This is a genomic window from Pseudomonas sp. NPDC088368 (assembly GCF_044753445.1).
Lineage (GTDB): Bacteria > Pseudomonadota > Gammaproteobacteria > Pseudomonadales > Pseudomonadaceae > Aquipseudomonas > Aquipseudomonas bambusae.
In genome coordinates this window covers 325,719-344,754 of record NZ_JBIVNG010000003.1, presented here as the reverse complement: position 1 = coordinate 344,754, position 19,036 = coordinate 325,719, and the positions used below count along the sequence as shown (strand labels likewise).

Below are 19,036 nucleotides of genomic sequence, written 5' to 3'. Positions count from 1 at the left end.
ATTCGCGGTTGACGCGAGCGGCGGGAGTTTGCCCATGAACAGCACACCGGTTGACAAAGATTATGGTCAGGAAAAGGGACATCACCTGCAGCGTGAACTGAACTTTTCTTCCACTTTCTCTCTGGCGTTCGCCTTCATATCGCCCATCGTGGCGCTTTATTCCATCTTCGGCATCGGGATTTTGACGGTCGGCCCGGCCTTTTGGTGGGGACTGGTGGTGGCCATGGCAGGGCAACTGTTGGTGGCGCTGGTCTTCGCCATGCTGGTATCGAGATTTCCCTACGAAGGCAGCATTTATCAATGGTCTAAATACTTGCTTGGCTCCAGGTTCGGCTGGTTTGCAGGCTGGACGTACATCTGCACGTTGCCGATCACCATCGCCACCGTCGCGCTGGGCGGCGCAGGATTTGTGGCGCAGCTGTTTGGTACCGATGCGACCGACAAGATGATCAGTGTGCCGATCGCGTTGTTTCTCATCGCATTCGCCACGTGGGGCAACACCCAGGGCCGCAAGATTTTCTCGACCATCGTCTGGCTGTGCATCGGCGCCGAAGTGATCGGTTCGGTGGGCATTGGCGTACTGTTGCTGGTGGAGTTCAAGGTCAACGCGCTGTCGGTTCTGATTCCCGATGCGCAGGTGTTTGCGTGGCCAGAACCGGGCGTCTCCGGCTTTTTCTCGTCGAAGGTGGCGCTCGCCATCGCTTACTGCGGATGGGCGTTCGTAGGGTTTGAAAGTGCGGGGGCCGTCGCCGAAGAAGTGAAGGACCCTGAGCGTGCGGTGCCCAAGGCGATGTTGTTCTGCCTGTTGTCCGTGGGGGCTGTGGTGGCATTTTCGGCTTTTTCGCTGATTCTTGCCTTGCCCACGCTGGCGTTTCCGGCAGGCAGCGATCCGGTCACCGTGACGTTGATTACTCACCTTGGACAAATCGCCTACAAGGGCATGCTGGTCCTGTTCGTCATTGGTTTTCTCGCGTGCATGCTGGGCATCCAGGCGTCGGTTTCGCGGGTGATCTGGGCTTTCGCCCGGGACAGGACCATTCCGTGCTCGGATTTTCTGCGGCAATTGAGCGGTGACGACAAGTTGCCCACTCGGGCTTTTCTGTTGACGGGCGGGTTATCGGCGCTGTTGTTCATGTTGTCGTTCACCAATCTCTACCCCTTGTTACTGGCGTTCAGCATTGCCGGATTCTATATCGCCTTTGCCTTCCCGTTGGTAGGGGCGTGTGTGAGTGTCTTGAAAGGCGAGTGGCGGGAGGGGCCTTTCTCGTTGGGTAAGTTGAGTATTCCCGTGATCTTTGTTGCGACGGCCTGGACGGTATTCGAAGCCGTCAACATTTCCTGGCCGCGTTATCCAGAACTTTCCTGGTACGAAAACTGGGCCGTGCCGATCATGATCGTTTTCCTCGCCGCCGTGGGTGTCGCCATTTATTCAAAGTGCGCTTCTCCTGCCCATGCGCACTCCTCGTTACGCACGGTCGTTGCCGATCACGAATAAGGCTGAATCATGGAGACAGTTGCAATCGTGAACGGCGAACGGTATCTGGCGCTTCGTGTTCGACTGGAAACCGGATTGAGAAAACTGCTGGCACCCAGCAGCCCGTCGTTGAATACGCTGTTTAATGCCATGGCGTATGGCGTATTCGAACCGGGCAAATGTTTACGGCCATTGCTGGCGTACAGTGCGTGCGAGGCGATGGGCGGATCGCTTGAAGCAGCGGACAGTGTCGCTTGCGCGGTGGAGCTGATGCACGCCTATTCGCTGATTCATGACGACCTCCCGGCCTTGGATGACGCACTTGTTCGTCGAGGCAAACCCGCCTTGCACGTGGCCTATGGCGAGAGCACGGCGCTGATAGCAGGAGATGCATTACAGGCGCTGGCGTTCGAATCACTGGCGCAGTCTTCGTCGGTCGATGCCGAGACCCGGCTGCGCATGGTGACCGTGTTGGCCAGGGCCGCAGGGCCCTCAGGACTTGCAGGCGGTCAGTTTCTCGACATGGCACTGGCCGGAGCGCGACCGACGCCTGAGCAGATCAGTGAAATGCAGTGGTTGAAAACCGGTGCGTTGATCGAAGCCAGCGTGGTGCTGGGGGCCATGGCGAATAGCGCGGGGCTGGACACGAAACGCTTCAGGGCTATCAAGGCATACGCCGGGCACATCGGCAGGGCCTTTCAAGTGCGCGATGACATTTTGGATGTGATCGGCGATCAGGCCGTTGTGGGCAAAGCCATTCACGCAGACCAATACGCCGATAAGTCCACTGCTGTTTCTTTGTTGGGACTTGAAGGCGCGCGGCATTACGCCTGGAAACTTTTATCGGACGCATTAACGGCGCTGGCTGAATGTGGCCCGCAAGCCGACGCTCTTCGACAACTTGCCCATGTTGTCGTGGAACGCGAACGTTAACCGCACTCACGGTCTTGCCCAGCGTAATAGCGAATTCAACGATAGTGCAGAGTTGCAGTATTTGAATTATTGGGTCGCCCGTTGAACATGCAAACCATGGCGCTCGAATACTTCGCCGTTTCGACGCCTCTGCATAAAAACAAAGAATGAGGTAATTGTGATGACCATCGAAAGAATGAATTATCCCGACGGCTATTTTCCGGTCGACGAATATCAAAGTCGCTGGAAGAAAGTAGAAGACGAAATGCGCCTTAAAGGCTATGAGCTCGCCATTGTCTGGGGCAAGACTGCCGGCCATTACGAGCGGGCGATGGAAACGCTTTGGCTGACCAATTTCTGGTCGGAACATTCTGGCCAGGAACCGGATTCTCCGATCTGGAACGCCCGAGGTTTTTGCTGCGTGATTCTGGAACCCGGCAAAGAACCGGAGTTGCATGCCGATGTCGCCACGGTACGGCGTCGAATGGTGCGCTGTGGCGATTACTTCTTCAGTGACGATCCGATCAGCAGCGTTGCCAAGGCCCTGAACGCCCGAAAGCCACGTGGCAACGTGGTATTCGTCGGTTCGGATAACTTGCCGATGAAATACGCTCATCAGCTCGCTGAGCAGACCCCGGGTATTCAATTCGAATATGACGACAACCTGATCCGTCGCTGCCGTCGCATCAAGAGCCCGCGAGAGCTCGATATGTTTCGTGAAGCAGGGCAGATGGTGTCCAGCGCCTTGTACCGGGTATGCGACAGCCTCTACGCCGGCAAGACTGCAGCGGAAGCGGCGGCCGAGGGCGCATACGAACTGACGCGGCGCGGAGGCGGCTGGCTACGCATTCCCGTGAACTTCGGGAATGACGAGGACAGCCAGTTCTTCGAGCGAGACCCCATGTACGGGTACTCCATGGGCGCGCCGAGCAAGGGCGATATGGTCCGCACCTGGATCTACGGCCCCACCCATCAAGGGTACTGGCTAGACCCAGGCCGTTCGCTGGTGTGCGGCGGCAAACCGACACCCGAACAGCGCTCGCTGCTCGTGGACTCTTACTCGATCACGGAGGCCGTGATGAACTCCGTCAAACACGGTGCTCGGGTACTTGACGTGGTGGGCGAGGCAGAACGTGTGCAAGCGCAGGTCGCCGAAGAAGAGGATCTGGCCGCCAAGCAATGGCCGTACTTCGGCCATGGCAACGGCTCAATGTGGGAACACCCGATCATCAACCGAGACTCGGTCACAGCGGACGATATTTTCGAAGAAGGCATGGTGGCCTCCGGGGAGTCCTTCATGACGCGAAAAGGGGTGGGCAGCGTGGGCTGGGAACAAAACTTCATCGTCACCCGCACCGGAATCGAGTTGCTGACGACCACCCCGGTGTTCTGGTTCTGATCGACGACCCATCCATCGACGTTTCAGGGCGCGGCGCCTTGCGACCCAGGTGCGGCGCTCTTTTTTATGGAGGCGTACATGAACATTTTTCTGGCACAAATGCCCATCGCAGACGCACAGGTCGAGATCAACCTGAGCAATATGCTGTCGATGATCCGTAATGCTCCGCTCGATATCGATCTGATCGTGTTTCCGGAGACAACGCTGTCAGGCTTCCCGGCTGCAGACGAGATCCACGGCATCGGACTGGCCGCCGACAGCAAGCCCATACGGCTCATTCAGGAGGCGGCACGCAAGAGCGACACGGCGGTGGCATTCGGATTTTGCGAGTTGGCTGACGAGCGCGCGTACAACACGGCAATGCTGATCGATCGTGCTGGGCGCATCGCTCTCAAATACCGCAAGACGCATCTCTGGCCCGGCACGGATTGGGGGGTGTTCGAGGCCGGCTCGCAGTATGCGGTGTGCGAAATCGCCTCGCTGCGCGTCGGCATGCTCATTTGCTACGACATCGAATTCCCCGAAACCGCCCGATCGCTCGCTTTGTTGAACGTTGATCTCATCCTGGTGCTGGATGGCAACATGAACCCTTACGGCCCTGTCCACCGCCGTGCAGTGATCGCGCGGGCAATGGAAAACCAGTGCTTCGCCGTACTTGTGAACCGGATTGGCGAAGGCAAGGGACTTTCATTTCCTGGGGAGAGTGTCGCTGTCGACCCATTCGGGACTGTGCTGGTCGAGGCTATCGATGGCCATCCCGTTCGCGTCATGCTGCGCCGCGAATGCATTGAGGAAAGCCGAAGCACTTACCGCTATCTGCGTGACCGCCGTGCCGCGCCACTGAGTCCCGAACAGGTGATCAGCGAAGGCGGCATCCCCAATACCATCAGCGTCATTCCAGCCTGATCAGCTTACGCTTGAAGAATGATGAGGCGCTGAACAGCCGCCTCCCGCGACGTTGGAGACTTTTGCACTTCGTCACTCAACAGCAAAATCGTCGGATGAATTGTTATTTATACGTAACGTAATGTAGATAATGTTACGTATAAATAACATTGGCCTTGATGCATTCCGATGTCACGTATACATTGCATTTAATCGGCAATGTTATGCAGGCATGACAAATGGACGCAAATCTCCTCATTGAACGTTTGGGGCATCAGATTGAAAGCATGCGCAAGGCACGGGGCCTTACGCAGCTTCAACTGGCGGCGCAATCCGGGCTAACACGGCAAAAGCTGGCGGAGATCGAAAAAGGCAGTCCTACCGTCTCCATGAAATTCTATGCGAGCGCTTTGGCAGCCCTCGGTGCCGAAATCAGCGTGGTCCCTGCCCGGCGTCCCTCCTTTGAAGAATTAAGGGAGGTCTTTCGATGAAGCCGCTGGACCGGGTGCGTATTCTCACGCCGGAGGGCGAAAGCGGTGAATTGTCGGGGGCAGCGTCGGGCGACTACCTGTTCCGCTACGGTCTTGACGCCACTCCCGCCTCGCAAATCAGCCTGACGATGCCCGTACGTGATGCAGCATTTATTTCCCGCAACCTGCATCCCGTCTTCCAGATGAACCTGCCGGAAGGATACGTGCTGGAGCAACTGCGCAATCGTCTCGCCAAAACCACGCCGCTCAACCCGATGTTGCTGATGGCGCTGACCGGCAGCGGTTCCCCCATCGGCCGTGTCGCGGTTCAGTCGGCGATGATTGATGAGCTGTTGGGTGCGCAGAACGCTGCCGAAGGGCGAAGCCTGAGCCAGATCCTCACGTGGGACGGTACTGAAGACCTGTTTGCCGAACTGGTTGACCGCTATCTGTTGCGCACGGGCATCTCGGGAGTACAACCCAAAGTCATCGTCCCGGAGGGAGCCTTCGCTGGCGACCCCAAAGCCACGCTGTTGATGCCAGAGCTGATCGTCAAGTCGGGACGTGCCGACTTTCCGGGGCTGGCCATCAACGAATATGTCTGCATGGACGCCGCACGTAGGGCAGGAATGCCAGTCCCGGAATTCCATCTTTCCGATAATCGCCAACTGTTCGTGATGCGACGCTTTGACCGCGATGCCGAGCAGCGCCCGATCGGCTTTGAGGACATGGCGGTCCTGATGGGATTAGGCACCGAGCAAAAGTACGATTCCAGCTATGAAAAGATCGTCAGGGCCATTCGGCTGTTCTGCGCGCCAGAACATATTCAGACATCCCTTGAGCAGTGCTTCGACATTGTGGCCTTGAGTTGCATGGTGGGTAACGGCGATGCCCATTTGAAGAATTTCGGCCTGCTGTATCGCGATCCATTGGGCGCCGATGCGCAACTGGCGCCGGCCTACGACATCGTCAACACCACGGCCTATCTGCAAGACGACTCGCTGGCCCTTCGACTGGCGGGGTCAAAAAGCCTGTTCAGTTCGCGCCTGGGCATTCTGGAGCTCGCGCAGACGTGCAATATCCGCAAACCGAAGCCGCGCCTGTTGAAGCTGATCGCGGCCGTGAACGCATCGCTTGAAGGGAATGCCTCCTTGGCAGAACACGCCCCTGAAGTATTCAACGCCATTCAGTATGCGGTGGGTCTTTATGCCCAAACCTTCTGCGACAAATGAGAGAAAAGCGTTTGTAAGAAAATGTTAGAACCTCGTTCAAACGACGGAATTTTCACTGTTTCGTCGCGAAACTCCGCATCGCTTTGCGACCTCTTCAAGATCGACGAGAGCCTTCAACGCTGACCCGGTCATGAAGAATGCGCCGCATTGGTGGTAAACACTGGGCGATCACGTAATATTTGCCCCCCGCGACCCACACCGGCGTTCTTTCGATGTCACCGGGCGCACAGGCTCTTTGAACTTAAACCTGAATCCAACGGACTCTACGACACATGGCCAAACCGGACGCCCCGGCGCGCGCGCCGCAACCTACCGTCAAATCGCACCTGGCCTATACGCTGCTGAGCGGGCTGGCGCTGATGGTGCTGTACACCCTGTTGCGCGTCGCGCTGCTGGTTTACAACCGTGAAGGGATCGGCGCGACGCCGGCCTCGACATTCATTGAGGCGTTCGGCAACGGGCTGCGTTTCGACCTGCGGTTGGTGGTCTACATCCTGATCCCGCTGCTGCTGGCCTTGTTCAGTGCGCGCTTGATGGCCGCGCGGGGTCTTTTCCGTTTCTGGCTGACGCTGGTCGCGAGCCTGACGACGTTCTTCGGCCTGATGGAGATGGATTTCTACCGCGAATTCCACCAGCGCCTGAACGGCCTGGTCTTCCAGTACGTGAAAGAAGACCCGAAAACCGTTCTGAGCATGATCTGGTACGGCTACCCGGTGGTGCGTTATTTGCTGGCCTGGGCCTTGCTGACCTGGCTGCTCAGTCTGGTGTTCAAAGGCATCGACCGTGCGACCCGTCCGCGCGGCGGCTTCAATATTGGCAGCTCCAGCAATCGCATCGTCGCACCGTGGTATACCCGGGTCGGCGTCTTCGTGCTGTGTCTGGTGGTCGCGGTGATCGCAGCGCGCGGCACCTTGCGTCAAGGTCCTCCACTGCGTTGGGGTGATGCCTACACCACCGAATCGAATTTCGCCAACACCCTGGGCCTGAACGGCACACTGACGCTGATCGCCGCCGCGAAGAGCCGGATGTCCGAAGACCGCGACAACATCTGGAAGGCGACCCTCCCGGTGGCAGAAGCCCAGCAAACCGTGCGCGATATGCTGCTGACCGCCAACGATAAGCTGGTGGATTCGGACAAGGCCGCCGTTCGACGCGACTTCAATCCTCCGGCTGCCAACACGCTGCCGATCAAGAACGTCGTCGTGATCCTGATGGAAAGCTTCGCCGGTCACTCCGTAGGTGCACTGGGCGACGAGTCCAACATCACGCCATACTTCGACAAGCTGTCGGAAGAGGGCCTGCTGTTCGATCACTTCTTCTCCAATGGCACGCACACCCACCAGGGCATGTTTGCGACGATGGCGTGCTTCCCGAACCTGCCGGGTTTCGAATACCTGATGCAGACCCCGGAAGGCAGCCACAAGCTGTCGGGCCTGCCGCAACTGCTGAGCGGCGCACGCAAGTATGACGACGTGTACGTCTACAACGGCGACTTCGCATGGGACAACCAGTCCGGGTTCTTCAGCAACCAGGGCATGACCAACTTCATTGGCCGCAACGACTTCGTCAACCCGGTGTTCTCCGACCCGACGTGGGGCGTTTCCGACCAGGACATGTTCGACCGTGGCGCTCAGGAACTGAAAGACCGCGAAGCCAAGGGCAAGCCGTTCTATGCCTTGCTGCAAACCCTGTCGAACCACACGCCGTACGCGCTGCCCGCCAACCTGCCGGTGGAGCGCGTCACGGGTCATGGCACGCTGGACGAGCATTTGACGGCCATGCGGTATTCCGACTGGGCGCTGGGGCAGTTCTTCGAAAAGGCCAAAAAAGAGCCGTACTACAAGGACACCCTGTTCGTGGTCGTGGGTGACCACGGGTTCGGCAACAACGAGCAGATCACCGAAATGGACCTGGGTCGCTTCAACGTGCCGATGCTGATGATCGCACCGGGCCTGCAAGACAAGTTCGGCAAGCGCAGCAGCATCGTCGGCACACAGATCGACATCGTGCCGACCATCATGGGCCGCCTCGGGGGCGACACCGTGCACCAGTGCTGGGGCCGTGACCTGCTGAACCTGCCCGCGGGCGATCTGGGCTTCGGCGTGATCAAGCCGTCGGGCAGCGAGCAGACTGTGGCGATTGTCACTGGCAACCGCATCCTGATCGAGCCGAAGGAAATGGAACCGAAGATCTACAACTACGAACTGGGCACCAAACCCCACGCTGAACTGGTTCCGAACGCGCCTGACATCGCCGAACTGCGCAAGAAGCTCGACAGCTTCCTGCAGACCGCGACCAAGAGCCTTTTGGACAACACGGCCGGTGTGAAAGACGCCAAGCCGTAAGCCGCGTCCTGCATGAAAAAAGAGGCCTGTCTGGCCTCTTTTTTTTGCGCGTAAGTCCCGTTCCGCCAAGGCAAAAAACGTTGAACGAATGCTAAAAACGCGCAGTCCGATTTCGGTAGGCCGACGTGCGGCCTGACTGAGGAGACATTGATGAAAGTCTGGACTATTTCGTTTCAGGATAAAGATGGGGTGCAGCAGAGCCACAATCTTGAACTGGAGCACCGTCCCAGTGAGGAGGAAGCTGCGCAGCACCTGCGCCCGATTCTGTTCCCGGTCGTCAATGAGCTTGATCTGAACGATCTGGACGGTCGATCAAGGGCGCCCACGGCTGAAATCCTGAAGGAGCAGAATGCGGTGCAGATCATCTCCATCGTAGAGGCGTCCTGAAAAAACCTGTGCAATCTCCAACAGTTGCCAATTGGCAACGCGCCAGAAATGGGCGTAGTCTGCGATTGAGGCCGGTGAAGCATCTACCCGCGCCAGTTCGCGTACGGATGCCTGATTTGTAACAGCGGCACCGGCCTTGTCAGCGACATGCTTGAATCCCGGGTGACGGATGATCCGTTGCTTGATGCCCTTCAGGGGCATTTCGGGATGGTTGAAACTCTATCTATCGTTGCATAGGAGGACGTTTCATGAGCACGACCTATCAAGAAGACATCAGCAGTCACGTACTGCGCCGCATGAAAGAAGGCGGTTTCGACTTCGCACGTATCCATCCTATCGAGTTCTACGCAGTCTTCCCGGACGAGGAGCGGGCACGTCAGGCAGCGGAAAAATTTCGCGGTGAATCCCTCAATACCCAAGTCAACGCCCGTGAGGACGGGGCGTGGCACCTGCAGTTGAGCAAATTGATGTACGCCACCTACGATGGCATCGGCGACTTTGAGCAGGATTTCCAGACCGCCATTTTAGGGCTGGATGGCGAGGTCGAGGGGTGGGGTGTGAAGCAGGAGATCAAGCGGTTTCATTAGTGGGGTACAGGGTCTGACGCCTTGTCATGATTCTCTGTAGGAGCGAATTCATTCGCGATGGGTCGGGGCATCCGCAGAAGGTACGTCGGATGTACCCCCTTACCGAATGAGTTCGCTCGTACAGGTTCGGCTCCCATCCAGCTACTCAAACGACGCCCATCAAAAACAGGCAAAAAAAAGCCGCTCGGATAAGAGCGGCATAAAGGGAATATCGGCAAGCAATCCTGTCACGCCAACACTCGCCGATGCAGTCTGCAGCGAGGTTGTCTGCGTGGATGGCGCGATTATTCGCGAACAAAGTCAGGCCGGGAAATCAACTCTGACTATGCTTGCAATAGGTTTTTCTGCAGCAGGACGCTTCTCTTTGAAGCGTAGGGGAATGGGTTAGAGCGCTTCTTGCACAGGAATGGTGCGAAGGCTTTCGCTGTTTTATTCAACTCATTGATTTTAAAGCGTTTATGCCGATGGCACGGGCCTTGCGAAGGCCTTAGTGTCCATGGTGACAAGGAGTACGGCATGATCCGCACCTTTTATGATGAGATGTACGATGCCGACGGTTCTGTCCGTCCGCATTATCGGGAATTCGCCCGCTGGCTGGGTGAAGCGCCACCTGAGTTGCTCGCTCAGCGTCGGCGTGAGGCCGATCTTTTGTTTCATCGCGCCGGGATTACCTTCACGTTGTACGGTGACGAGCAGGGGACCGAACGTCTTATCCCCTTCGATACGATTCCTCGCAGCATCCCCGCCAGTGAATGGCGCGTGGTCGAGCGCGGCTGCATCCAGCGCGTCAAGGCGCTGAACATGTTCCTCGCCGACCTTTATCACGACCAACGCATTATCAAGGCCGGGATCATCCCTGCCGAACAGGTGCTGGCCAACGAGCAGTACCAGTTGGCAATGCAACGCCTGAACCTGCACCGCGACCTCTATTCGCACATCTCCGGGGTTGACCTGGTGCGCGATGGCGACGGCACCTATTACGTCCTCGAAGACAACTTGCGCACCCCAAGCGGCGTGAGCTACATGCTCGAAGACCGCAAGATGATGATGCGCCTGTTCCCCGAATTGTTCGCCGCGCAACGCATCGCGCCGGTCGATCACTACCCGAATCTGTTGCTCGATACGCTGAAAAGCTCGAGCCCGCTGGATAACCCCAGTGTGGTGGTGCTGACGCCGGGCCGTTTCAACAGCGCGTTCTTCGAACATGCGTTCCTGGCGCGGGAAATGGGCGTGGAACTGGTAGAAGGCGCTGACCTGTTCGTGCGCGACGACCGCGTGTTCATGCGCACCACGGACGGCCCGAAAGCGGTGGACGTGATCTACCGCCGCCTCGACGACGCCTTCCTCGATCCGCTGGCGTTCAACCCGGATTCGATGCTCGGCGTGCCGGGCCTGCTGTCGGCCTATCGCTCGGGCAACGTGGTGCTGGCCAACGCCATTGGCACCGGGGTCGCCGACGACAAATCGGTGTACCCGTTCGTGACCGATATGATCCGCTTCTACCTCGACGAAGAGCCGATTCTGAAAAACGTACCGACCTGGCAATGCCGCAAACCGGAAGAACTTTCCCACGTGCTGGCCAACCTGGGCGATCTGGTGGTCAAGGAAACCCAGGGCTCCGGTGGCTACGGGATGCTGGTCGGGCCGGCGGCGACGGCGGCGGAAATCGAGTCGTTTCGTGCACGTCTGAAAGCCAAGCCCCACGCGTACATCGCTCAACCTACCTTGTCCCTGTCGACCTGTCCGACCTTCGTCGAGAACGGCATCGCCCCGCGACACATCGACCTGCGCCCCTTTGTGTTGTCTGGTCGCGAAACCCGCGTGGTCCCCGGTGGACTGACCCGCGTCGCCTTGCGCGAAGGGTCGCTGGTGGTCAACTCGTCGCAGGGTGGCGGAACCAAGGACACCTGGGTGGTCGAGGATTAAGGATGCCTGCCAATGCTAAGTAGAACTGCCTCGGATTTATATTGGATGTCGCGGTACCTGGAGCGGGCGGAAAACCTCGCACGGATGCTGGACGTCAGTTACTCGCTGTCGCTGATGCCTCAGGACGGACGCGGGGATGGCCTCAATGAACTCGCCATGCCGCTGCTGATCACCGGAACCCTGGACGATTACCGCGAGCGCCACGGCGATCTTCATGCCGAGCGCCTGCTGCATTTCTTCGCGCTGGACGCTGCGAATCCCGCCAGCATTTTCAGCTGTCTGGCGGCGGCGCGGGCCAGTGCCCATGCGGTGCGTGGGCGTATTACCGCGGACATGTGGGAAAACATCAACTCGACATACCTGGAAATTCGCGGCATCGCCGAGCAGGGCCTGAGCCGCTACGGCATGAGCCGGTTCTGCGAGTGGGTCAAAGAGCGTTCGCACCTGTTCCGTGGGGCGACTTACGGCACCATCATGCGTAACGACGCGTTCCGTTTCATTCGGCTGGGCACCTTCATTGAACGCGCCGACAACACTCTGCGCATGCTCGATGCCCGCTATGAAATGCTTGAACTGCGCGGGCCGTCTGCCAACGCGGCAGCGGACAGCTCAGCTGCGGGTTACTACCAGTGGAGTGCCTTGCTTCGGGCACTGTCGTCGTTCGAAGCCTACACCGAGGTCTACCGCGACGCGCCGGGTGCGCGTCAGGTCGCCGAATTGCTGCTGTTGCGCGCCGACATCCCGCGTTCACTGCGCGCCTGTCTTGAAGAACTGGACCTGATTCTCGCCAGCCTGCCGGGGGCCAATGGCCGTCCCGCGCAACGCCTGGCCGCCGAACTCGACGCTCGTCTGCGCTATACCGGCATCGACGAAATCCTCGGCGAAGGCCTGCACGAATGGTTGAACGAATTCATTCCGCTGCTGGCCCAACTGGGTAACGTTATTCACACTTCCTATCTGGAGGCAGCATGAGACTGTCCATTAGTCACGAGACCACCTATCACTACGACGATCAGGTCCGCGCCAGCATCCAGTATTTGCGTCTGACCCCCCACGACAGCGAGCGCCAGCAGGTGCTCAGCTGGCAACTGGCACTGCCGCGCCCGGTGCGTGCGCAGGTCGATCCGTTCGGCAATATTCTGCACGTGTTGACGCTGGACGAACCCCATGAGGCCATCGTCATCGGCGCGCGTGGGCAGGTCGAAATCGACGAGAAGCGTGAAGCTGAGCATGAAAGCCAGTCATCGCTGCCTTTTCTGCGTTTCACCCGCCTGACTGAAGCGGACGAAGCCATGCGTGAGTTCGCGGCGCGTGAAACCAAGGCACGCACTGACCGCACTGGTCTGATCGATCTCATGCAGGCGCTGAACCAGCACATCGTTTACACGCCGGGCGCGACTGCCGTGGACACCAGCGCTGCTCAGGCGTTTGCCAACGGGGCAGGGGTCTGTCAGGACCATACTCACGCGTTTCTCGCCTGCGCCCGGAGTCTGGGCGTGCCTTCGCGTTATGTGTCGGGATATTTGTACAGCGACAGCAGCGAGCATCTGTCGAGTCATGCGTGGGCCGAAGCGTGGATCGAAGGTGCGTGGTACAGCTTTGACGTGACCAACCAACTGGCCATTCCTGAGCGTCATCTGAAGCTGGCGGTGGGTCTGGATTACCTCGACGCCTGCCCGGTGCGCGGCATGCGTCGCGGCGGCGGGTGTGAACAGATGCACGCGAAGGTGGTGGTCTCGGATTCAGCGCCCATTGCGACGCCAGTGGTGAAGATGCAGGTGCAGCGGCAGTCGTGAGGATAGTTTCAGTCTCGATTCGTTGCTGACACGCCAAAACACTGCCTGGCACGAAACCTGTGGGAGCGAATTCATTCGCGAAAGAGGGTTCTGTCGATAGAGACGTGTCGGCTGGACCGGCCAATCGCGAATGAATTCGCTCCCACAGTAGTTTTGCGCCAGACCTGGAGCGTTTTACTGGCCAGCTTTACGTCCTGCCATGTGCTTCAAATACGCCACGACCTGATCCAGCTCCTGATCCGACAACACTTCCTGCGTGATCGCCGGCATCTTCGCCTGTGGCCATTGGCGGAGGTTCTGCGGATTGCGGATGTACAGCTTCAGATAGTCCCCGGCGAAATATTCGGTGGGGTTGTGCGGGATGTTCAAGTCCGGGCCCAACTGCGAATCCCCTGCGCCATTCAACCGGTGGCAGGCGAAGCAGTTCTTTTGAAACAGCGCGAAACCTTTGTTGACCGGATCGTCTGCGGCGAGCTTTGCGTCAGGTAACAGCGCCGGAAAACGCTCAGCCACCGACGCCAGCAACTTGATCTGGCCGACCGCATACGGCCACTGCTCGGGGCTGATTTTGCTCGCCGCCGGGTCGGTCCACACCAGATAAAACGGTCCCGCGCTCGGTTTGTCCTGGCCGAGTCCGGGCCACGGATGCGCGGGGTCTTCGACCGCGAGCCAGGCCTGTGAGCCGGACTTTTGCAGCAGCGGCCCTGCGGGCATTTCCGCTGCAAAACCATCGGTGGCGACGGCTTGCAGATGGGCATCGCCTGTCACGCCTTCAAGAAGAGCCGCCACGGGCACGGCGCGATAGTGCATCTCGCGCTTGTAGGACACGTCGGCGGGGATATCGATGTCTCGGGCTTGAGGGTGCTGCAGGAGCTGATCGGTGTTCCAGGTCTTGGCGCCATGGCCCAGATCGACCGTCAATTGTGCCGCGTACGCGGGCAAGGCCAGCAAGGTGCCGGCCAGCAGGAAAAGGAAGCGCAAGATGGGGTTACTCCGCAGGATCGTCGGTGACGTCGTACAGCGCGTTGTGCAGTTCGTCATAAGTGCCGCCGTTGATGATGCTGTTGTAGCCCGCTTTCATCAACTTGTCCTGGGCACTGCTGGCGCGCGCGTTGCTGGAGCTGAACACCACCATCACCAGATTGCGGTCAGTCATCACCTGTTTGAGTTGCGGCACCAGACGGCGGTCGTCCACGCGCACGGCATTGAGCACTGTGCCCGCGTCATAATCGGTCTGGCTGCGCACATCGATGGCCAGTTTGCCATCCCTGATTGCGGCCACAGCCTCGGCCTGTTCGACCGGCCCGGCCTGCGCGACGACGCTGAAACCCAGTGCGAAAACTGCCAGCCACTGACGCATGCGCTCACCTCCCTGTTTCGATAGAAAGAGGGTGGCACAAATACGCTGTGTCGCAAGCGTGGATTCACAGGATCAGCCGAACAAACGGGTCATGTTCGGCAAAATCAACAGGAGTGTGGTGGCGAAAACAATTAGCCCGGCTTGACGTACTTTCGAATGCTTGAACATGGCGCATGCCTTTTGTTGTTATTCCTGAGCGACAAAAGCTCACCGGCTTCGTCAAGGGAAGAAGCGGCAGCTGGCAAAGGTGAAATCAAAGAGCAGGTGTCCCGACAAGTGATCGGCGACGAGGGCGCTATACGTAACTTTTTTAATTGCGCCTCTGCTACAGACTTAACCTTAGAGCCCACGTGCCATGCCGCTTAGAATGGTTCGATATGAATAATGCGATTTGGTTAGGAATAATAGTGATAAGGCGATTTGCTAGCATGAAACACTCCCTTGCTAGACGCATCGGCCGAAATCACGGGAACTCCGATAGCTGACTACCGTTCGTCCGAGTCCGAAACTTCCCACAACGAGCTAGTCTTGATCACAGTCAAGTGAACTGAGCAGTTCCATCATTGAACATATCTGTGTGACGGTTATGGTGTCAGCAGAACAAAAATTTCCAGCAGGGCAGCGAGGGACACAATGACCGAAGCGTTTATTTTCGATGCGCTGCGCACACCCCGTGGCAAAGGCAAGCCCGACGGGTCGCTGTACAGCGTCAAGCCAGTGGATTTGCTGGCGGGGTTGATGAGGGAGCTGCAACTGCGCACGCATCTGGACACCGCTCAGGTCGACGACATCGTGCTGGGTTGCGTGACGCCGATTGGCGATCAGGGCGCCGACATTGCCAAGACGGCGGCGCTGGTCGCCGACTGGGCCGTCACTGTGGCGGGCGTGCAGGTCAACCGGTTCTGTGCCTCGGGCCTCGAAGCGGTGAATCTGGGGGCGATGAAAATTCGATCCGGATTTGAGGACCTGGTGGTGGTCGGCGGCGTGGAGTCCATGTCCCGCGTGCCGATGGGCAGCGACGGCGGCGCCTGGGTGCTGGACCCGCTCACCAACCTGCACACCCAGTTCACCCCTCAAGGCATTGGCGCGGACCTCATCGCGGCGATTGAAGGCTTCAGTCGTGAGGATGTGGACCGGTTCGCGCTGCACTCCCAACAAAAAGCCGCAGCCGCCCTTGAACGGGGAGCGTTTCGCCGATCACTGGTGCCTGTTCGCGATCAGAACGGCCTCTTGCTGCTTGACCATGACGAGTTCATTCGCGGCGACTCGACGCTGGAAGGCTTGGGCAAACTCAAGCCCAGTTTCGAAGCCATCGGCCAGATGGGGTACGACGCAACGGCGCTGCGGGTCTACAGCCATGTCGAACGCATCCACCACGTGCACACGCCGGGCAACAGCTCGGGGATCGTCGATGGTGCGGCGTTGATGCTGGTGGGGTCGCAGCAAAAGGGTCAGGAACTGGGGTTGCGGCCTCGGGCGCGGATCGTCGCGACGGCGGTGACCAGCACTGACCCGACCATCATGCTCACCGGGCCCGGGCCGGCGACACACAAGGCATTGGCGCGAGCGGGGTTCAAGATTGAGGACATCGACCTGTTCGAAGTGAACGAAGCCTTCGCCTCGGTGGTGCTGAAATTCATCAAGGACATGAACGTGGACCCGGACAAGGTCAACGTCAACGGCGGCTCGATTGCACTGGGTCACCCCCTCGGCGCCACTGGCTGCATCCTCCTCGGCACCTTGCTCGACGAACTCGAAGCGCGCCAGCTGCGGTACGGGCTGGCGACCCTGTGCGTGGGGGGTGGCATGGGGATTGCGACGATTATCGAGCGGGTGTGATACAGGGCATCATGGCGTGTGAATGCTGAACCTGTGGGAGCGAATTTATTCGCGAAAGGGGCGGTGCGAACGATGCACCTCTGTCGCCCGTGCGATTTTCGCGAATGAATTCGCTCCCACAGAGGCTGTATTCCACAGATGAAGACCCAGACGCTGCACACCTTTTATATAAAAACAGCTTCAGGAAGAAGACCGCATGACTGACGCCATCCACTACGACCTCGGCCCCGATCAGATCGTGACGCTGACGCTCGACATGCCCGGCCAGCAGGCCAACACCATGAACGAGACCTATCGCCAGGCGATGGGTGAAACACTGGCTCGTTTGCAGGTCGACAAAGGCAGCCTCGTCGGCGTGATCATCCGCTCGGCGAAAAAAACCTTCTTTGCCGGGGGCGATCTCAACGAACTGGTGCAGGTGGATAAAGCTCGCGCTCCGTGGTTCTACCAGATGACGCTGGACCTCAAGGCGCAGCTCCGCGCTCTGGAAACCCTCGGCAAACCCGTGGTCGCCGCGATCAATGGCGCGGCGCTGGGCGGGGGATGGGAACTGTGCCTCGCGTGCCACCATCGCATCGCGCTGGACGAAAGACACGTGCGCCTCGGCTTGCCGGAAGTCACCCTCGGCTTGCTGCCCGGTGGCGGCGGCACGGTGCGGCTGGTGCGGATGCTGGGGCTGGAAAAGGCGTTGCCGCTGCTCATGGAAGGTCGAATCCTCAACCCACAACAAGCGCTCAAGGCGGGGTTGATCGGTCAGTTGGCCCACGATGCCGAGGACCTGCTGGCCAAGGCGCGCGAGTGGATTCTGGCCAACCCGTCGCCGAGCAAAGCGTGGGATCAGCCAGGGTTTCAGATTCCCGGCGGCACGCCTTCGAATCCAAAAGTGGCGCAGATGCTGGCGATTGCCCCGTCCATGCTGCGCAGCAAAACCCAGGGTCTTTACCCCGCGCCCGAGAAGATCCTCGCCGCCGCCGTCGAAGGCGCGCAGGTGGATTTCGCCACCGCCGAGAAGATCGAGGCCCGCTATTTCACGGAGCTGACCACCGGCCAGATCGCCAAGAACATGATCGGCACCTGGTTTCAGCTCAATGAACTCAATGCCGGTGAGTCGCGGCCCAAGGCACCTCCCGTGTACCACATGCGCAAGGTCGGGATTCTTGGTGCCGGGATGATGGGCGGCGGCATCGCATATGTGACCGCGCTGGCCGGGGTCGACGTGGTGCTCAAAGACGTCAACCTCGCCACCGCGCAAAAGGGCAAGGACTACTCCGTCAGGTTGCTGGACAAGCAGGTCGCCAACGGCCGGATCAAGCCCGAACAGCGCGATGCCGTGCTGGGCCGGATCAAGACCACGGGTCGGGACAGCGATCTTGAAGGCTGCGACCTGATCATCGAAGCGGTGTTTGAAGACCGTGAACTCAAGGCCCAGGTCAGCGCTGCCGCCGAGCAAGTGGTGGTGCCGTACGCGGTGATCGCTTCCAACACTTCGACGCTGCCGATCACCGGGCTGGCCACGGCGGTCAGTCGGCAGGAGCGGTTCGTCGGCATGCACTTCTTCAGCCCCGTGGACAAGATGCGCCTGGTGGAAATCATCAAGGGTGCCCGCACCAACGACATGACCCTGGCCCGTGCGTTTGATTTCGTGCAGCAGATCAACAAGACGCCCATCGTGGTCAACGACGCCCGTGGCTTCTTCACCTCCCGCGTGTTCGCGACCTTTACCAATGAAGGCATCGCCATGCTCGGTGAAGGCATTTCGGCGGTGATGATCGAAACCGAAGCGCGCAAGGCCGGGATGCCGGTCGGGCCATTGGCGGTGTCTGACGAAGTGTCCCTCAGCCTCATGAGCCACATCCGTCAGCAGGCGCGGAAGGATCTGGCGGAGCAAGGCGAAACACCGGCAGAGCACCCGGCCACGGCGGTCATCGACTTGTTGCTGAACGAATACAAGCGCGCGGGCAAAGCGGCGGGGGGCGGTTTCTACGATTACCCCGAAGGCGCGCCTAAACGCCTGTGGCTTGAACTCAAGGCCCGCTTCGAAAAGCCCGACGCGCAGATCGCGGGACAGGAAATTCGCGACCGGCTGCTGTTCATTCAGGCCATTGAGACCGTGCGCTGTGTGGAGGAGGGCGTGTTGCGCTCGACCACCGACGCCAACATCGGCTCGATCTTCGGCATCGGTTTTCCGGCGTGGACGGGCGGCGCGTTGCAGTTCATCAATCAGTACGGGCTCAAGGACTTCGTCGCCCGCGCGCAATATCTGGCAGAGCACTACGGCGAGCGTTTTGAGCCGCCCGCGCTGTTGCTGGACAAGGCGCTCAATGGCCAAACGTTCTGATCGCCGCGACGATGCCCTGTACAGCAACCGTTCAGACTCAGGTCAAATGACGGCACAGTGGCCCTTGCCTTGCCCCAGCCTTCAAG

The 19,036-nt window shown here is 59.2% G+C and carries 16 protein-coding genes; 14 read left to right on the top strand and 2 right to left on the bottom strand.

Features of this window, described 5'->3' with window-relative positions:
* The first annotated feature begins 34 nt into the window (after positions 1-34).
* The 12 genes from ACIQAL_RS07905 (at position 35) to ACIQAL_RS07850 (ending at position 13,413) form a co-directional block, all read left to right on the top strand.
* Positions 35-1,495: an APC family permease gene (locus ACIQAL_RS07905; RefSeq protein WP_401144227.1), complete on the top strand. Its 1,461-nt coding sequence runs from the start codon at positions 35-37 to the stop codon at positions 1,493-1,495.
* Between the two features lie 9 nt (positions 1,496-1,504).
* Entirely contained in the window at positions 1,505-2,407 is a 903-nt protein-coding gene (locus ACIQAL_RS07900; protein WP_401144226.1) for a polyprenyl synthetase family protein, read from the top strand.
* Between the two features lie 160 nt (positions 2,408-2,567).
* Positions 2,568-3,785: a M24 family metallopeptidase gene (locus ACIQAL_RS07895; protein ID WP_401144549.1), complete on the top strand. Its 1,218-nt coding sequence runs from the start codon at positions 2,568-2,570 to the stop codon at positions 3,783-3,785.
* A 78-nt stretch (positions 3,786-3,863) separates the two neighbouring features.
* On the top strand, positions 3,864-4,691 hold the full coding sequence (locus tag ACIQAL_RS07890) for a carbon-nitrogen hydrolase family protein (RefSeq protein ID WP_401144224.1): 828 nt from the start codon (positions 3,864-3,866) through the stop codon (positions 4,689-4,691).
* 218 nt (positions 4,692-4,909) lie between these two features.
* The gene (locus ACIQAL_RS07885; RefSeq protein ID WP_341963719.1) at positions 4,910-5,161 is read left to right on the top strand and encodes a helix-turn-helix domain-containing protein; all 252 of its coding nucleotides are present in this window, start codon (positions 4,910-4,912) and stop codon (positions 5,159-5,161) included.
* A complete protein-coding gene (locus tag ACIQAL_RS07880; protein WP_401144222.1) occupies positions 5,158-6,372 on the top strand; it encodes a type II toxin-antitoxin system HipA family toxin in 1,215 nt (404 codons plus the stop codon). Before ACIQAL_RS07885 ends, ACIQAL_RS07880 begins: the two co-directional genes overlap by 4 nt.
* Before the next feature lie 272 nt (positions 6,373-6,644).
* Positions 6,645-8,717, top strand: a complete 2,073-nt coding sequence (locus ACIQAL_RS07875; protein WP_401144220.1) for an LTA synthase family protein — start codon at positions 6,645-6,647, stop codon at positions 8,715-8,717.
* Between the two features lie 150 nt (positions 8,718-8,867).
* Positions 8,868-9,104: a hypothetical protein gene (locus ACIQAL_RS07870; RefSeq protein ID WP_166594958.1), complete on the top strand. Its 237-nt coding sequence runs from the start codon at positions 8,868-8,870 to the stop codon at positions 9,102-9,104.
* A gap of 248 nt (positions 9,105-9,352) precedes the next feature.
* Positions 9,353-9,691 carry a ribonuclease E inhibitor RraB gene (locus ACIQAL_RS07865; protein ID WP_401144218.1) on the top strand — a complete coding sequence of 113 codons (339 nt, stop codon included), beginning with the start codon at positions 9,353-9,355 and terminating at the stop codon, positions 9,689-9,691.
* A 516-nt stretch (positions 9,692-10,207) separates the two neighbouring features.
* Positions 10,208-11,617 carry a circularly permuted type 2 ATP-grasp protein gene (locus ACIQAL_RS07860; RefSeq protein ID WP_401144217.1) on the top strand — a complete coding sequence of 470 codons (1,410 nt, stop codon included), beginning with the start codon at positions 10,208-10,210 and terminating at the stop codon, positions 11,615-11,617.
* Between the two features lie 12 nt (positions 11,618-11,629).
* On the top strand, positions 11,630-12,589 hold the full coding sequence (locus tag ACIQAL_RS07855) for an alpha-E domain-containing protein (RefSeq protein ID WP_401144215.1): 960 nt from the start codon (positions 11,630-11,632) through the stop codon (positions 12,587-12,589).
* The gene (locus ACIQAL_RS07850) at positions 12,586-13,413 is read left to right on the top strand and encodes a transglutaminase N-terminal domain-containing protein (protein ID WP_401144213.1); all 828 of its coding nucleotides are present in this window, start codon (positions 12,586-12,588) and stop codon (positions 13,411-13,413) included. Before ACIQAL_RS07855 ends, ACIQAL_RS07850 begins: the two co-directional genes overlap by 4 nt.
* Positions 13,414-13,587: 174 nt before the next feature.
* Here ACIQAL_RS07850 and ACIQAL_RS07845 read toward each other — a convergent pair whose 3' ends face one another.
* Both ACIQAL_RS07845 and ACIQAL_RS07840 read right to left on the bottom strand, forming a co-directional pair.
* On the bottom strand, positions 13,588-14,394 hold the full coding sequence (locus tag ACIQAL_RS07845) for a c-type cytochrome (RefSeq protein ID WP_401144211.1): 807 nt from the start codon (positions 14,392-14,394) through the stop codon (positions 13,588-13,590).
* Positions 14,395-14,401: 7 nt separating this feature from the next.
* Entirely contained in the window at positions 14,402-14,773 is a 372-nt protein-coding gene (locus ACIQAL_RS07840) for a rhodanese-like domain-containing protein (protein WP_166594964.1), read from the bottom strand.
* 633 nt (positions 14,774-15,406) lie between these two features.
* Between ACIQAL_RS07840 and ACIQAL_RS07835 the strand changes: the two genes are divergently transcribed.
* Positions 15,407-16,612: an acetyl-CoA C-acetyltransferase gene (locus ACIQAL_RS07835; RefSeq protein WP_401144209.1), complete on the top strand. Its 1,206-nt coding sequence runs from the start codon at positions 15,407-15,409 to the stop codon at positions 16,610-16,612.
* Positions 16,613-16,808: 196 nt separating this feature from the next.
* A complete protein-coding gene (locus ACIQAL_RS07830; protein ID WP_401144207.1) occupies positions 16,809-18,950 on the top strand; it encodes a 3-hydroxyacyl-CoA dehydrogenase NAD-binding domain-containing protein in 2,142 nt (713 codons plus the stop codon).
* The last annotated feature ends 86 nt before the right edge of the window (positions 18,951-19,036 follow it).

Bases quoted from the DNA above. Each gene is read 5' to 3' on its own strand.
- ACIQAL_RS07905 (WP_401144227.1), top strand. From the start codon at position 35: ATGAACAGCACACCGGTTGACAAAGATTATGGTCAGGAAAAGGGACAT.
- ACIQAL_RS07900 (WP_401144226.1), top strand. From the start codon at position 1,505: ATGGAGACAGTTGCAATCGTGAACGGCGAACGGTATCTGGCGCTTCGT.
- ACIQAL_RS07895 (WP_401144549.1), top strand. From the start codon at position 2,568: ATGACCATCGAAAGAATGAATTATCCCGACGGCTATTTTCCGGTCGAC.
- ACIQAL_RS07890 (WP_401144224.1), top strand. From the start codon at position 3,864: ATGAACATTTTTCTGGCACAAATGCCCATCGCAGACGCACAGGTCGAG.
- ACIQAL_RS07885 (WP_341963719.1), top strand. From the start codon at position 4,910: ATGGACGCAAATCTCCTCATTGAACGTTTGGGGCATCAGATTGAAAGC.
- ACIQAL_RS07880 (WP_401144222.1), top strand. From the start codon at position 5,158: ATGAAGCCGCTGGACCGGGTGCGTATTCTCACGCCGGAGGGCGAAAGC.
- ACIQAL_RS07875 (WP_401144220.1), top strand. From the start codon at position 6,645: ATGGCCAAACCGGACGCCCCGGCGCGCGCGCCGCAACCTACCGTCAAA.
- ACIQAL_RS07870 (WP_166594958.1), top strand. From the start codon at position 8,868: ATGAAAGTCTGGACTATTTCGTTTCAGGATAAAGATGGGGTGCAGCAG.
- ACIQAL_RS07865 (WP_401144218.1), top strand. From the start codon at position 9,353: ATGAGCACGACCTATCAAGAAGACATCAGCAGTCACGTACTGCGCCGC.
- ACIQAL_RS07860 (WP_401144217.1), top strand. From the start codon at position 10,208: ATGATCCGCACCTTTTATGATGAGATGTACGATGCCGACGGTTCTGTC.
- ACIQAL_RS07855 (WP_401144215.1), top strand. From the start codon at position 11,630: ATGCTAAGTAGAACTGCCTCGGATTTATATTGGATGTCGCGGTACCTG.
- ACIQAL_RS07850 (WP_401144213.1), top strand. From the start codon at position 12,586: ATGAGACTGTCCATTAGTCACGAGACCACCTATCACTACGACGATCAG.
- ACIQAL_RS07840 (WP_166594964.1), bottom strand. From the start codon at position 14,773: ATGCGTCAGTGGCTGGCAGTTTTCGCACTGGGTTTCAGCGTCGTCGCG.
- ACIQAL_RS07835 (WP_401144209.1), top strand. From the start codon at position 15,407: ATGACCGAAGCGTTTATTTTCGATGCGCTGCGCACACCCCGTGGCAAA.
- ACIQAL_RS07830 (WP_401144207.1), top strand. From the start codon at position 16,809: ATGACTGACGCCATCCACTACGACCTCGGCCCCGATCAGATCGTGACG.